This window comes from Mesorhizobium sp. Root554 (genome assembly GCF_001427025.1).
GTDB lineage: Bacteria > Pseudomonadota > Alphaproteobacteria > Rhizobiales > Rhizobiaceae > Mesorhizobium.
Window position 1 is genome coordinate 2416728 of sequence record NZ_LMGA01000001.1, and the last position, 14992, is coordinate 2431719.

Annotated in this window: 15 protein-coding genes; 1 reads left to right on the top strand and 14 read right to left on the bottom strand. The window is 63.6% G+C overall.

Going from position 1 to position 14992, the window contains the following annotated elements; translation table 11 throughout:
* Positions 1–7 precede the first annotated feature (7 nt).
* Positions 8–886: a 3-hydroxybutyryl-CoA dehydrogenase gene (locus tag ASD44_RS11785; protein ID WP_056112027.1), complete on the top strand. Its 879-nt coding sequence runs from the start codon at positions 8–10 to the stop codon at positions 884–886.
* 29 nt (positions 887–915) lie between these two features.
* On the opposite strand, the gene ASD44_RS11790 is transcribed toward ASD44_RS11785, so the two are convergent.
* From ASD44_RS11790 to ASD44_RS11855, 14 genes are all read right to left on the bottom strand, one after another.
* On the bottom strand, positions 916–1554 hold the full coding sequence (locus tag ASD44_RS11790; protein ID WP_056112029.1) for an NrsF family protein: 639 nt from the start codon (positions 1552–1554) through the stop codon (positions 916–918).
* Entirely contained in the window at positions 1551–2093 is a 543-nt protein-coding gene (locus ASD44_RS11795; RefSeq protein WP_056115988.1) for a sigma-70 family RNA polymerase sigma factor, read from the bottom strand. The genes ASD44_RS11790 and ASD44_RS11795 overlap by 4 nt, the downstream gene beginning before the upstream one ends.
* 123 nt (positions 2094–2216) lie before the next feature.
* Positions 2217–4154 (bottom strand): ATP-dependent zinc metalloprotease FtsH, encoded by a 1938-nt coding sequence (gene ftsH / locus ASD44_RS11800; RefSeq protein ID WP_056112032.1) that lies wholly within the window; start codon positions 4152–4154, stop codon positions 2217–2219.
* 113 nt (positions 4155–4267) lie between these two features.
* A complete protein-coding gene (gene tilS / locus ASD44_RS11805; RefSeq protein WP_056112035.1) occupies positions 4268–5662 on the bottom strand; it encodes a tRNA lysidine(34) synthetase TilS in 1395 nt (464 codons plus the stop codon).
* A gap of 25 nt (positions 5663–5687) precedes the next feature.
* Complete coding sequence (gene ybgF / locus ASD44_RS11810) at positions 5688–6770, bottom strand: tol-pal system protein YbgF (RefSeq protein ID WP_056112037.1); 1083 nt, start codon at positions 6768–6770, stop codon at positions 5688–5690.
* Between the two features lie 198 nt (positions 6771–6968).
* Positions 6969–7478, bottom strand: coding sequence for a peptidoglycan-associated lipoprotein Pal (gene pal / locus ASD44_RS11815; RefSeq protein ID WP_056112041.1), 510 nt, complete (start codon positions 7476–7478; stop codon positions 6969–6971).
* Between the two features lie 234 nt (positions 7479–7712).
* A complete protein-coding gene (tolB, locus tag ASD44_RS11820; protein WP_056112044.1) occupies positions 7713–9029 on the bottom strand; it encodes a Tol-Pal system beta propeller repeat protein TolB in 1317 nt (438 codons plus the stop codon).
* A gap of 48 nt (positions 9030–9077) precedes the next feature.
* The gene (locus ASD44_RS11825) at positions 9078–10241 is read right to left on the bottom strand and encodes a cell envelope integrity protein TolA (protein WP_056112047.1); all 1164 of its coding nucleotides are present in this window, start codon (positions 10239–10241) and stop codon (positions 9078–9080) included.
* A 4-nt stretch (positions 10242–10245) separates the two neighbouring features.
* Positions 10246–10704 (bottom strand): protein TolR, encoded by a 459-nt coding sequence (gene tolR / locus ASD44_RS11830; RefSeq protein WP_056112050.1) that lies wholly within the window; start codon positions 10702–10704, stop codon positions 10246–10248.
* 22 nt (positions 10705–10726) lie between these two features.
* Positions 10727–11437 (bottom strand): protein TolQ, encoded by a 711-nt coding sequence (gene tolQ / locus ASD44_RS11835; protein WP_056112052.1) that lies wholly within the window; start codon positions 11435–11437, stop codon positions 10727–10729.
* Positions 11438–11703: 266 nt separating this feature from the next.
* Positions 11704–12174 carry a tol-pal system-associated acyl-CoA thioesterase gene (gene ybgC / locus ASD44_RS11840; RefSeq protein ID WP_056115992.1) on the bottom strand — a complete coding sequence of 157 codons (471 nt, stop codon included), beginning with the start codon at positions 12172–12174 and terminating at the stop codon, positions 11704–11706.
* A 173-nt stretch (positions 12175–12347) separates the two neighbouring features.
* Positions 12348–13358, bottom strand: a complete 1011-nt coding sequence (locus tag ASD44_RS11845) for a tripartite tricarboxylate transporter substrate-binding protein (RefSeq protein WP_056112054.1) — start codon at positions 13356–13358, stop codon at positions 12348–12350.
* A 23-nt stretch (positions 13359–13381) separates the two neighbouring features.
* Positions 13382–14236 carry an amidohydrolase family protein gene (locus tag ASD44_RS11850; protein ID WP_056112057.1) on the bottom strand — a complete coding sequence of 285 codons (855 nt, stop codon included), beginning with the start codon at positions 14234–14236 and terminating at the stop codon, positions 13382–13384.
* Positions 14233–14910, bottom strand: coding sequence for a TetR/AcrR family transcriptional regulator (locus ASD44_RS11855; protein ID WP_056112060.1), 678 nt, complete (start codon positions 14908–14910; stop codon positions 14233–14235). The genes ASD44_RS11850 and ASD44_RS11855 overlap by 4 nt, the downstream gene beginning before the upstream one ends.
* Between the last annotated feature and the right edge of the window lie 82 nt (positions 14911–14992).

The window sequence follows — 14992 nt, forward strand, 5'->3', positions numbered from 1 at the left end:
CGGTGTCATGAGCAAGATCGAAACGATCGGCATTATCGGCGCGGGCCAGATGGGCGGCGGCATCGCCCATGTCTCGGCGCTCGCCGGCTACAACGTACTCATTTACGACGTCTCCACCGACCGTATCGAGAAGGGCATCGCCACCGTCAGCGGCAATATGGCCCGGCAGGTGGGGGCCGGCAAGCTCGAGGAAAAGCTGCGCAACGACGCTATGGGGCGTATTTCGGCCGCCCCGACAATGGCGGATCTGGCCGGCGCCGATCTGGTCATCGAAGCGGCGACGGAAGACGAGACGATCAAGCGCAAGATTTACGCCCAGCTCTGTCCGCAGCTCAACCCTGAAGCCATCCTCGCCACCAACACGTCCTCGATCTCGATAACCCGACTGGCTGCTCAGACCGACCGTCCTGAACGCTTCATCGGCATTCATTTCATGAATCCGGTGCCACTGATGAAGCTGGTCGAACTGGTGCGCGGCATCGCCACCGAAGACCAGACTTTCGAGCTCGCCAGGGGCTATGTCGCGACGCTCGACAAGACGGCCACCGTCTCCGAGGACTTCCCCGCCTTCATCGTCAACCGCATCCTGCTGCCGATGATCAACGAGGCGATCTACACGCTCTACGAGGGCGTCGGCACCGTCGATGCTATCGACACCGCCATGCGGCTCGGCGCCAACCATCCGATGGGCCCGCTGCAACTGGCCGATTTCATCGGCCTGGATACCTGCCTGTCGGTCATGCAGGTGCTGCATGACGGCCTGTCGGATTCGAAGTACCGCCCCTGCCCGCTACTGGTCAAATATGTCGAGGCCGGCTGGCTCGGACGCAAGACCGGCCGCGGCTTCTACGATTATCGCGGCGAACATCCCGTCCCGACCCGCTAAGGCCGGCGACAGCCGGGACGTCCTGGCATTCACCAGCGGATGAAAAGCCGCCCGCCAAGCAGCCCCAGCAATGACAGTCCGGCGATCGCGACCGTATACCAGGTGGCGACAAATAACGGCGAGTCGTCGGGGCAATGCGCGGCATAAAACGTCGCCGCCAGCCCTCCGGCAAGAAGGCCTGCCATAGCGCCGGCCAGGCCAGGCCGCGGCGGCGCGCCATACCGCAGCGCTGCGATGAACAGGACAAGCGGACCGATGCCGATCATCGGAATGAACATCAGGCAATATTTCATATTCGTCCCGATCAGCCGTTCCACCCAATCCTGCCGAGGTATCAGGATCATCTCGGCGATGACGGCGGCGGCCATCAGCAACAGCGGCGCAAGCAGCCATGGAAGCCGCCTGCGGACCGACGCGCCGGGATATGACAACGCCCGCACGCAGGCGAACGCGGCAACCGCCAGTGAACCCGCGAAAACGAATTTGAGCAGAAAGCGCACGGTGTGGTCGGCGGCATTGAAATCCGGCCGCGGACCGATGGTTGAAAAAAACACAGCCGCCGCGACGGCAGCCGCCAGCGCTGCCGCCAGCCACCAAGCGGCACCGAGCGGCATGGTCCGGTGAGCGGCATCGGCATTCAGAGCCTTGATCAGGTCGTCCGTCTTCACGCCCGTTCCTCTCCAAACCGCATGGCGATGGCCGCCAGGCCGCGATGCAACGCCACCCGCACGGCGACTTCGCTCATGCCCAGCGTTGTGGCTGTCTCGCTGATCGACCGTCCCTCGACGGAAATGGACGAGACCACCAACCGCTGCCCGGGCGGCAGGCTGTCCAGCACGCGACCGATGTCCCGTTCGCTCACTGTCTCGGCTTGAGGACTGGCATAGGTTTCGGCGATCTCGCCGATCTCGACCTCGATACGACGTCCGCGCCGACGGAACGCGTCGATCAGCTTGAACCGGGCAATCGCGTAGACCCACGGAAGAACCGGCGCATCGCTGCGCCAGGTGTGCCGCTTGGTATGGATGGCCAGCAAGGTTTCCTGCACGATATCCTCTGGGTCGACACCGCCCTGCACGATCTTGCGGCGGGCAAAGCCGCGCACAAGCGCCGCCACCCCGTGCAGGAAATCGGCATAAGCCTTTTCATTTCCGGCGATCGCAGCCCGCATCAGCCGGGAAAGCTCGGCCTCGTCAATGCCGCTCACAAAATACACTCCTGATCTTCGTATCTCGCCGCAGATTTGTTACATCATAAGGAAACGGCCGCCAAATGGCGGCCGTTTCCTAGGTGATACCGTATTCGACCGCCGCTCAGCGACGGAGGCGCCTTAATTCGACGGCTGCGGCTCCATCCCACCTTCCGGCTCCGAACCCTTCTTCTTGCCGCGGGCGGTGCCGCCGGCTTTCGGAACGGCCGAGCCGCGGCTGGTCGGCGTATCGTCGCCGAGGTCGCGCGAGGGCTTCTGCCCGGCGATGAGCTGCTTGATCTCCTCGCCCGACAGGGTCTCGTATTCCAGCAGGCCTTCCGCCAGCGCGATCCAGTCCTTTTTCTTCTTCGTCAGGATCGTCTTGGCGGCGGAATAGGCCTCGTCGATCAACCGGCGCACTTCGGCGTCGATGATCTGCGCGGTTTCTTCCGAGACGTTCTGCGTACGAGCCACCGAATGGCCGAGGAAAACCTCTTCCTGATTGTCGCCATAGGCGACATGGCCGAGCTTGTCGGAAAAGCCCCAGCGCGTCACCATGGCGCGCGCCAGCTTGGTCGCCTGCTCGATGTCGGACGAAGCGCCGGACGTAATGTTTTCCTTGCCGAACTTGAACTCCTCCGCCACGCGCCCACCCATCATGATGGCAAGGCGCGAGATCATGTACTTGTAGCTCATCGAATAGCGGTCGCCTTCCGGCAACTGCATGACCATGCCGAGCGCCCGGCCGCGCGGAATGATCGTCGCCTTGTGCAGCGGGTCGGCGGATGGAACGTTGAGCGCGAGAATGGCATGGCCGGATTCATGGTAGGCCGTGAGTTCCTTCTCGGCCTGGGTCATCGCCGACGAACGCCGCTCTGCGCCCATCATGATCTTGTCCTTGGCGTCCTCGAACTCGGCCATGGTGACGAGCCGCTTGTTGCGGCGGGCCGCCATCAGCGCCGCTTCGTTGACGAGGTTCATCAGATCGGCGCCGGAGAAGCCGGGCGTACCGCGCGCCACAGTCTTCAAATCGACATTCGGGGCCAGCGGCACGTTGCGCACATGAACCTTGAGGATTTTCTCGCGGCCGATGATGTCTGGGTTCGGCACCACGACCTGACGGTCGAAGCGGCCCGGACGCAGCAGCGCCGGGTCCAGCACGTCGGGCCGGTTGGTGGCGGCGATCAGGATGATGGATTCGTTCGATTCGAAACCGTCCATCTCGACCAGCAACTGGTTCAGCGTCTGTTCGCGCTCGTCATTGCCGCCGCCGAGACCGGCGCCACGATGACGGCCGACGGCGTCGATTTCATCGATGAAGATGATGCAGGGCGCATTCTTCTTGGCCTGGTCGAACATGTCGCGCACGCGGCTCGCGCCGACGCCGACGAACATCTCGACGAAATCCGAGCCGGAAATGGTGAAGAACGGCACATTGGCTTCACCGGCGACCGATCGGGCGAGCAGCGTCTTGCCGGTGCCGGGAGGGCCGACCAGCAGCACGCCGCGCGGAATCTTGCCACCCAGCCGCTGGAACTTCTGCGGATCGCGCAGGAACTCGACGATCTCCTCGAGATCTTCCTTGGCCTCATCGACGCCGGCGACATCCTGGAAGGTGATGCGGCCATGCGCCTCGGTCAGGAGCTTTGCCTTGGATTTGCCGAAGCCCATGGCGCGGCCCGATCCGGACTGCATCTGCCGCATGAAGAATATCCACACGCCGAGAATGAGGATCATCGGCAGCCACGAGACGAGATAGCCGAACAGCGAATTGCTGCCATCGCTTTCCGGCCGCGCATTGATGGTGACGTTCTTCTCCTCAAGCCGGGATACCAGTGCGGTATCGCCGGGCGAATAGGTCTGGAACCCGTTCGAACTATCGGAATAGGTGCCCGATATGCGCTCGCCGGCGATGGTCACCGTCTTGACCCGTCCGGCCGCGACTTCCTGCAGGAATTGCGAGTAGGGAATGTCGGTGGAGGCGCCGCGCGTCTGGGGCGTCTGGAAAAGATTGAACAGGGCGATGAGCAGGACCGCGATGATCGCCCAGAGCGCGAGGTTGCGATAGTTCGGATTCATTTAATGTCCCGTTGGCGCCCACGCCGGATAGTCCGGGTGCGGGTCTTTGAGAGGAGCGTGAGCCTAACATAGGGAGAGCGCATTCCCTTGCCAAGCACAAGCACGGGTCTCGGTTAAGCTTTGCTGGACGATCCAGAGGCAATGTGGCCGCTAAAAGGCGGGTGAGGAACTGAAGGCGCCCCGATCAGCGCCGCCACGGCGGATGCAGGCGCAAGATCGAAGGCCGGCAGAAGCCGCGCCCATGGCGCGGCGATCGGCCATGCGACCACATCCGAAACCCCTGCGAAAACCGGACCGAGGCACAGGTTTTCATGCCAGACAGCCGGTTCAGCCTGATTCGCCTTCCGCACAAGGCTTGCAGGGATACCGTCGCATTTTTCGCAGTCGGGGAATGCGCCTGCCGCCACGCCAAGCGGCGCAATCAAAAATCCGTCATCGGCGTTGCCGAAAGTGATGTGCCGGCGACCATCCCACAGCATGGCGCCTGCGGCCGTCACTGGAGCAGGCAGGCTGCGAGCCTCGCGAAAGATAAAGATGCCGGCGCGCCTGCTATCGATGACCGAGCGCGACAATGTGGCGCGAAGCGGACCAGCCCGCAGGCGGTGCAACAACGCTGCCACTCGTGCTCCATCGGGCAGGAACGGCGAACCGCCGACGGTGGCAAGCAGAATGCGCAGCGCATAGACCACGGCGTCATCGTTGTCGGCCGCGAAAGCCGGATCGAGGCGGAGCAGCCCGGGCGTCGGATGGCTGGCATGACTTTCGATGAGGTGGGCTGCGCGGTGGCCGAGATCGACACGCTCCCGCCCCGCTTGGGCAGCCTGGTCCAGCGCCTGCACAACGGCATTGTCGTTGCCTTCCAGCCTCGAGCGAACCCGAGGTCGCTCAAATCGCAGATCTTCGTTGCTTGGATCGTCGATCCAGCCAATCTGCATGGCGCGCAGCCGCTCCCGCAGCCAATGCCGCCGCACGTCGAGAAAGGGCCGCAGGATCCAGACGTTGCCGTCATAAAGCGCCGCGGGCGCCATGCCGGCCAGCCCGCGGCCGGTGTCAGGGCGGCCGTCACCGCGCGCCTGCCGCATCAGCACCGTCTCGGCCTGGTCGTCGGCGGTATGCCCGGTCAGGATCGAGCCGAGCCCGGCCTCGCGCGCCGCCTGCGCCAGAAGCCGGTAGCGTGCATCGCGCGCCGCCGCTGCCAGGCCGCTGGCGGGTTTGGGGCCGGACCACATCATGATGCGGTGAGCGATGCCATGCTCCGCGCTGAGCCGCGCAACGGCGTTGGCCTCGGCCGCCGAATCGGCGCGCAAGGCGTGGTCAACGGTGACGGCCAAAAGTTTCGGCGTTCGTGAAAGGGAAGCGAGATATCGTTTCAGCAGCAACAGCAGCGCAGTCGAATCGCTGCCGCCGGAAATGGCGACGACCGCGCCGCCGGTGAAATCGATGGTCTGGAAAAGAGCGCGCAAAGCGCTTGTATCGTCCTGCGCTTCGAAATCGGTTCTGACGCTCATCAGCACGGGGCAGGAATTTCGCGTTTCAGCACGAAGCGTTGGCCCGCTCCTGCTTGACGCGTTCTTTCATCGCGCCGGAAATCTCCGGATAGCGCTTGCCGATCTCGCCAAATGTGGCGCAGGCCACGTCGCGCTGCTTCAGGCCGGCCAGCGAAACGCCCAGCTTCAACAGCATGTCCGGCGCTTTCTTTGCCTTCGGGTAGTCCTTGCTGGCGGCAAGGAAGACTTCCGCCGCGTCGCGGTATTTCTGCTGGCCGAGCAGGGATTCGCCCAGCCAGTAGTGCGCGTCCGCCGCGCGCGAATCCTTCGGGAAACGCGAAATGTGATCGCGAAAGCCCTGCTCGGCGGTGCTGTAGTCGCCCGACAGGATGAATTGATAGGAGTTGCGGTAGAGTTCGCCTGGATCGTTCGTCGATGGCAGGGCGGCGACCACGGTGCCGTTCGAGTTGCCGGCGGCAGCGGGCGCCTGCGCGGGGGGCGACGCGGACGATTGGTCGCCGGCCCCTGCATCCACGACATTGCCGTTCTTGTCGACGGTGATCGTGCCGAAGGTCTTTCCCGGGTCGCCCTTGATGACCTGGCCGGGCTCACCGTTACCGGAATCTATGATCACCTCTTCGACCGACTGGCCGGAGGGCTGCGGGACGGCTTGAGCCGTCCCCGTTGTTGCCGGCTGCTGCGCGGTCGCCTGCGGCTGGACGGCGGGTGCGGCCGCCATCCTGCTATTGTCCGTCGTGCCGGCGTCGGACTTCTTCTGTGGCGCGCCGGATCCGCCGCCTTCGATCTGCTGGAAACGGAACTCGTTGTCTTCCTGCTGCTTGCGCATCTGTTCCTGCATCTGCAGGATCTGGAAGTTGAGTTCCTCGAGCTTGCCGTTCATGGCGCGGAGCTGTTCCTGCAAGGCGACGCCGCCGGCATCGGATTGCGCCACCTGAGTGTTGTTCTCGCTGTTGCTTTTGCTGCCGAACACGCCCGGCAGACCGATGGAAGGCAGGTGGAAGGAGAACCCGCCCTCTTTCTCGGATTGACCGTTGTTGCCGGCCGCGAAAGCGGCGCCCGACAGAAGCAGCACTGCAAGCGTGCCGCTCAGGATTGTTCTGAAATACATATGCCTCTCGCCTCGGATGGTGAAATCGGTCGACGGCCGCTGCCTTGCGCTGGCATCGGCCGCAATGCGCCTCTTAGCAGGGCCTGAGACTTCGGCCAAATTTTGTTTCTGTACGTTACAACGCGAAAAAGGCGGCCATAAAGCCGCCTTTCCGAACCACGTGTTGTATTTGTGCGGCCGAAGGTGCCGGCTTGCAGTTTAGCTGCCGGCGCCGCTCAGCGTGGTGACGGCGCGGCGATTCTGCGACCAGCAGGAGATGTCGTCGCAAACGGCGACCGGACGTTCCTTGCCGTAGGAAATCGTCTTCAGCCGGTTTCCGGCAACGCCACGCCCGATCAGGAAGTCACGGGTCGCCGCGGCGCGGCGGGCGCCCAGCGCGATGTTGTACTCGCGCGTGCCGCGTTCGTCCGCATGGCCTTCGACAACGATGGCGTACTGCCGGTACTGGTTGAGCCACTGGGCCTGGCGGCTGAGTGTCTGCTGCGCGTCGGCGCGGATCGACGAGGAATCGGTGTCGAAGAAGATGCGGTCGCCGATGTTGACGGTGAAGTCCTGCGCCGAACCGGGTGATGCAGCGCCGGCGCCTCCGCCAAGGCCAAGGTCGGCGGCGCTGTTGGGGGTTTTCTTGGAGGCGCAGCCGGCGACAGCCAGCACGGCGACCAGAGCGATCATGGCCGGATTTCGGGTAAGTGCTGCGATACGGCGCATGCCGCCTCTCCTTCGCAATTCGAGTGATTTCATTGATCTGCCAGTAACCACGTTTGGGTTAACCGACGTTCAAGAAACACGGTTAAATTTCGGTTATGACCGCCGTCCACGGCCTCTTCAGCAGGGATGACATTGCGCGCGGACCGTAGGCGGAAATACGGCCAAAACGCGGCCACCGCATGAAAAAGGGGCCATTCGGCCCCGATTTCGCATCGTTTCGCTTTTGCGGCAGCCTTATTCGAGCAGCGGCGACCAGGCCGGATCGGAAGCGAAATTGGCCGTCGGGATCGGCTGCTCGTTGCGGCCGGTGAGATCGACGGAAACAAGTTTCGGCCCGCCGGCCCCGGGTGCATCCCGGAAGAACATCAGCACGCGGCCGTTCGGCGCCCAGGTCGGGCCTTCCTGCTGGAAGCCGGAGGAAAGGATGCGCTCACCCGAACCGTCGGTGCGCATCACGCCGATCTGGAATTCGCTACCCGATTGCTTGGTGAAGGCGATCAGGTCGCCGCGCGGCGACCAGACCGGCGTCGAATAGGTGCCGTCGCCGAACGAGATGCGGGTCTGGCCGGACCCGTCGGCATTCATGGAGTAAATCTGCGCGCGGCCGCCACGGTCGGAGGTAAAGACCACCTGCGACCCGTCCGGCGAATAGGAGGGCGAGGTATCGATCGCGTTTGAGTTGGTCAGCCGCGTCGTTGAACGGCTGCGCAGATCCATGGCGAAGATGTTGGAATTGCCGTCGTCGCGCAGCAGGCTCATGATCACTTTCTGGCCATCCGGCGAGAACCGCGGCGCAAAGGTCATGCCGGGGAAATTGCCGACGAGCTCACGCTGCCCGGTCTCGATCTGCAGCAGGTACACGCGCGGCTGTCCGCTCTCATAGGACATATAGGTGATTTCCTGCCGGTTCGGCGAGAAACGCGGCGTCAGCACGATGGACGAGCCATTGGACAGATAGCGCACATTGGCGCCGTCCTGGTCCATGATGGCAAGACGCTTCTTGCGCGCGTTCTTGGCGCCGGATTCGTCGATGAACACGACGCGGGTATCGAAATAGCCCTTCTCGCCGGTCAGCCGCTCATAGATGGCGTCGGCGATGATGTGGGCGATGCGGCGCTTGTTGGCGTCGTTGGCGAAGAACTGCTCGCCCGAAAGCTGCTGGCCGGCAAACGTGTCCCACAGCCGGTATTCGGCGCGGATGCGCCCGTCGGCCTCCTGGCTGACGCGCCCGGTGACCAGCGCCTGCGCATTGATGACCTTCCAGTCCTCGAAGCGCGGCGCCGCATCCGGATTCGCAATCTTCTCGATAAACGCGCTCTTGTCGATCGGGGCGAACAGGCCCGAGCGCTTGAGGTCGGCGGTCACGATGCCTGAGATTTCCGCGCCCAGCGCGTCGCCGGCGGCGAAATCGGTGATGGCGATCGGCAGCGGCTCGATATTGCCCTTGTTGACGTCGATTTCGACCAACGCCCGTGCGGGAAGCGTCGCGAGCGCGCTCAAGCCTGTGGCCATGGCGCCGATCATCATGAGCGTCGTCAGGAACTTCTTCATGCGTTCAGCCTCGTTCTTCTGTCTGGCGGATGTTCATCGGGCGGACGCCTAGAACATGTCGCTTGGATCGAAATTGACCACCACTTCCGACCAGCTGTCGTATTTGTCGGTGGGCAGGTTGAAGGGCGCGCACTTCTGCACCGCGCGCACCGCGGATTCGGCGGCCGTGCGGCCGGGGCCGGAGGAAGCGCCGCCCTTGATGACTTCGGGCCGGTCCTGCAAGGCGCCGGAACGGTCGAGGTGAAAGCGCACCGACACTTTCAGCGTCTCTGCATCGTCGACCCCGGCGGGAATGCTCCAGCATCCGCCGAGTTTCTGGCGCAGCGCGTCCATCTCATTCTGGGAAAGCCGGTTGCCGCTGGTGGTTTTCTCGCCGCCCAGTGAAGCCTGCTGCGACGAACGCTTGGCGCCGCCGCCGGAGGCCTTCTGCTTGTCCAGCAGCGCCGCTATGTCGTCGGCGTTGAATTCCTTCTCATCCGACTTCGGCTTCGAGGCCGCTTCCTTTGCCGGCTTGTCGGCGTCCTTGCGCTCGGGAGCCTTGGCGGTTTCAGCCTGCGCCGGCTGCGGCCGCGGCTTGGCTTGCGGCGCGGGTGCCGCGTCTGGCAACTTGACTGCCTCTTCCACCGGCTTTTCCGAGGCGATCGCCTCGGCCACCGGATCAGGCTTGGAAAGCGCTTCGATCGAGGCGGTATTCTGCTCCGGCGGCTTCGGCGCAGGCTCAGGCTCTTTCACTGGCTGCGGCTTCGGGTCGGGCTCCTTGACCGGGTCCGGCTTCACCTCTTCCTTCGGCTGCGGCTTCGGCGCGACCTCGGTAGCCGGTGTCGGCTTGGCCTCTTCCTTCGGCTTCGGTGCATCTTCCTGCGCCGGTTTTTCGGTCGGTGTCGGCGAAGGCGGCGGCGTGTTGGACTGCTGCACCGGCTTTGGCTTGGCTTCCGGCGTGATCAGCTTGTCGGTGTCGACGCTGTTTTCGCCGGCCTTCTGCGCATCCGCGACGATGTCGGGGCGTTGCGTCGGCGTCGGCGCCGCCTTTTCCTGCATCGTCGCTTTCTTGTCGCCCTGCTGTATCTGCGTGATGTCTTCCATCGGCACGATGTCGACGGGCAGCGCCTCGACATCGGCGACCTCGAAAGCAGACGGGGCCGACAGCGAGAACAGCCCGAAGCCGATCAGCGCCGCATGCATGATCACCGATGTGGTGAAGCCTGCTCTCATGGGATTACTGGTCTTGCTCCTGCAGCGTCACAAGGCCGAGATTCTTGTAGCCGGCTGACGAGATGCGGGCCATGACCTTCATCACCGTGCCATAGTCGGCGACCTTGTCGCCGCGCACATAGATGCGCTCGTCGTAACCGGTCTTGGCGATGGCCTCGAGCTTCGGCACCACTTCGTCGATGGGAATTTCAGTCTCCTGGATAAACACCTTGCCGGCCTGGTCGATGGACACAGTGATTGGCTGCGTATCGGAGTTCATGGCCTTCGCCTGCGTTTCAGGCAGGTCGATCGGCACACCGACGGTCAACATCGGTGCCGCGACCATGAAGATGATGAGCAACACCAGCATGACGTCCACCATCGGCGTGACGTTGATTTCGGAGATCAGCCCGTGATGACGGCCGCGACGCCTGTGGCCGCGCCCACCGCGCCCCGAGCCGCCCGAGCTTACTGACATACCCATGTTGTGCTCCTAGGCCCGGTTCTCAGACCCGCTGGGCCACTTTTTCATCGATTTGGCGCGAGAGTATGGCGGAGAACTCGTCGGCGAAGCCTTCCATCCGCACGCCCAGCTTGCCGGCGTCGGATGACAGCTTGTTGTAGGCGATGACCGCCGGAATGGCTGCCAGCAGGCCGATTGCGGTCGCCAGCAGCGCCTCGGCGATACCGGGGGCGACCACGGAGAGGTTGGTGTTCTTCGACGCCGCAATCGCCTGGAACGATGTCATGATGCCGACCACGGTGCCGAAAAGGCCGATGAACGGCGCCGCCGAACCGATCGTCGCCAGGAAGCCGAGCCGGCCTTCCAGCCGTTCCATTTCGCGCGTCAGCGCCAGGTCCATCGCCTTGTCGATGCGGTTCTGCAGGCCGAGCGGCGATTTGGCGCCCTTCTCGAAGCTTTTCTTCCACTCGCGCATGGCGGCCACGAAGATGGCGCTCATGCCGGTCGTCTTGCGGTCGGCCAGCGTGCGGTAAAGCTCTTCCAGCGATTGGCCGGACCAGAACACCTGCTCGAACCGGTTCAACGTCAGCTTCATGCGGCCATAGGCGACGAGCTTGTCGACGATGATCGCCCAGGTCCAGATCGACGCGCCGAGCAGGCCCAGCATCACCAGCTTGACCACCCAGCCGGCCTGCATGAACAAGGCCCAGATTGACAATTGCGCCGCCGGTTCGGCGAGTGCGATATTTTCCATCTTCACATTCCTTAAGAATTTCCGGGCCTGGCTTGCGGCTAGCCCCTTGGCGCTTACCCCTTGTGGCCCGTCGGCGCGAAGCTTCCGGAATGCCCCAAAATGCGCTCCTCGCGGCCTTTTTAGGGCAAATGTTGGTGAAACGAAGGCGCTCGGATTCCTGCGATTTTCACTGATCCCTTCATGAACCGTTATGGTTAAGGATCAGTTAGGGTCCATGCTGCGCTGCAAAATGGCGCGCCTTCCCGTTAAGGCAATGGCGGGCACGATCAGAAATCTGCCTTTGGCACGAAGGCTGCGACCCATTCCTTGGGGAACCGGCGTGGCCGCCCGCCCTCTCCGACGATGGCGGCTTCCACCTGCGCTTCGACGAGCAGGTCGTCACCGCGTTTCAGCCGCTGCGCCATGAAGATGCGCGCGCCGGATATATCCCTGGTCCGGGTTTCTATGGTGAGGATGTCGTCCATGCGGGCTGGACTCTTGAAGTCGATCTCCATGCGCCGCACCACCCAGGCGATGCGCTCGCCATGCTTTCCCTGCGCCAGTTCCGTGTGGTCCACTCCGGCGAGCCGCAGGAAATCCGAACGGCCACGTTCGAGGAATTCGAGATAGCGGGCGTGATAGACGACGCCGGAGAAATCGGTGTCGGCATAATAGACCCGCGCCATCAGGCGATGGCCGAACGGCGTCAATGCGCCCGAAAGGCCGCCAAGCAGGTCTGCCTCGCCTTGATCGTCCATTACGCTTTCCTTCGCCACGGGACCGTATCGATCCGTTGAGACCGGCTTGGCATCGTTGCCGGCGAGGATCAAGGGCTATCCGTGTCCCGTTAGCGAGCCAGATGCAACGGGCGGCGGTCCTTCAACCGCCGCCCGCCATAGGCTGTCAAATTATCTGCCGAAAGCCGGCAGGACTATTGTTGCGGAATGCCTGCCTTCTTGATCACGTCCGACCACTTCTTGATGTCGTCGGCCAGACGCTTTCCGATCTCTTCCGGCGTGCTCGAGCGGGCTTCGACGCCAAGGTCGGCGAACCGCTTCTTCAGCGCCGGATCGGCCAGAACCTCCACAAGCGCCGCATTGAGCTTGCTCACCACTTCCGGCGGCGTGCCCTTCGGCGCGAAGATAGCGTTCCAGGAGGTCACGTCGAAGCCCGTAACGCCCTGTTCCTGTGCCGTCGCCACGTCGGGCAACAGGCTGGAACGGACGGGGCCGGACGAGGCAAGCGCAATCGCCTTGTCCTGTTGCAACACGGCGTTCAACGCCGTCTGGCTGTCGATGATCATGTCCAGCTGTTCGCCGAGCAGTGCGACCTGCAGATCAGGTGTCGCCTTGTACGGCACGATGGTGAAATCCACCCCCGCCGTCGACTTGAACAGCTCCGCCGCAAGGTTCTGGCTGGAGCCGACATTGATGGTGCCGACATTGAGTGCGCCGGGATTGGCCTTGGCCGCGTCGAGAATATCCTTCAGCGTCTTGAACTTGCCGCTGGCCTTGGTGACGAAGACGAAGTCGAAATAGGCAAGGCTCGATACCGGCACGAAATCCGTAATCGGGTCGAACGGCAGGTTCTTGAACAGCGGCACGCTGATCGCCGTGCCGTTCGAAAGCAGGGCCAACGTATAACCGTCCGCGGGCGCATCCAGCACGGCCCTCGCCGCCGTGGCGCCACCCGCGCCGGGCTGGTTCAGGATGACGATCTGCCGTCCGAGCTTTTTACCGAGGTCCTCCGCGACGACGCGTGCGGTGATGTCGGCGATGCCGCCGGGACCGAACGGCAACACCAGCGTGATCTCGCGGGACGGATAAGCATCCTGGGCATGTGTCGCGCTCGGCAGGCCGAGTGCGGCCGCCATCGCCAGCACCGCCCACGCGGCAGCGCGGCGCAGGACGCCTGCTGGGCCTTGAACTTTGTTCTGTTGCATTTCATTCCTCCCCATGAAGCCGCTCAGGCGGCGAAACCGTAAAGACGCGCCGGGTTGTCGACGAGCAGCCGCTTCTGGCTGGCGGCGTCGATGGCGAAGCGCGGGACCAGATCGACGAGATCGGCTTCATCCACCTCTCCCTCCAGATTGGGATGCGGGAAATCGCTGCCCCACAGCGTCCGCTCGGGGCTGACCTCCACCAGCGCCCGCGCGAACGGGACAGCAGCATCGAATGGAAAGCGCGAGATGCGCTCGGAACCGGAAACCTTGACCCAGCAATTCTCCTGCCGAGCCAGTTCCAGCAGGGCCTGGAAAGCGGGCTGCCCGATGCCGGGCGCTGTGTCGATCCGGCCCATATGGTCGATGACGAACGGCACGGCGAGGCGGCGGATCATCCCGGCAAGCGGCACGATGTCGGTACCGTCCAGATGCAGGACGACATGCCAGCCGGTGCCCTTGATCCTGTCGATGACGCGATCGAAGACCGCCATGTCCGGCGCGCCGCCCAGATGGCGGACGAAGTTGAACCGCACCCCGCGTACGCCGCCGTCGTCAAGGTCCCGGAACGCGCTGTCGTCGAAACTGCCGTCGACGATCGCCACGCCGCGATAGCGGTCCGGACGCCAGGCGATCGCATCGAGCATGGCGCTGTTGTCGGTCCCGTGGCAACTCGCCTGCACGATCACCGCGCGCTCGATGCCGAGCCGGGCGTGCAACGCAGCCAGAGCCTCTTTCGGTGCGTCATCGGGCGTGTATCTGCGATTGGGCGCATAGGGGAAAACGGCGCCGGGACCGAAGACGTGGCAATGGGCATCGCAACTGCCGGACGGCAAGGCGTAGACCGGCTTGCGGCCGGCCTGTGCTGGAAGATCGTTCATGCTGACTGTTCCTGGAGAATGCTTTCGGCTGCTGTTTCCCTCGGATCGACAGCCAGGTCCCTGAAGCTCGCATAGCTCGCCGCCACGATCTGCTCGACGGCTGCCTCACGGTCGTTGCCGTCGACTTCGCCCTGCGAAAGACGGGTCACCCGCTCGGGATTGATGAGCGCGTAATAAAGCGCGCCGAGCAGGAACTGGCTGCGCCATACCAACCCTTCCCGGGAAGCGCCCGGCACGCATTCGGCGACAGCGTCGATGAAAGCGCGGCTGGTTTCGTCGAAGGCGTCCGCGATGATCGCCCGTGCATCGGTATTGCCTTCCGCTGACAGGACCGCCCGCATGCGGGTGAATTCCGCGCCGCCGCCGTCGCCCTCCGAAGACGAAATGAAAGCGGGCAGGACATAGGCCCGGAGAATCGCCATCAGCCGCTCATCCGGATGGCTGATCCGTTGCGCCTCGCCCAGAAGCTCGCGCCGACGGGCATTCATCGGCTCGGTGTGGTGCTGGTAGATTTCACGCAGAAGATTGGCCTTCGAGCCGAAATGATAGGTGAGACTGCCGACATTGGCGCCGGCCGCCTTGGCGATCTCGCGCAGGGAAACAGCGTTGTAGCCGCTGGCCGCGAACAGCGTGACGGCATTTCGCAAGAGGACGTCGCGGATGCTGGGACGCATGCAATTGCTCGTTTGACCTTATAATTTGTACATTTGTACAAATTGGCGGCAAACGTCAACCGGATTCGCGATTGCGGCGTGC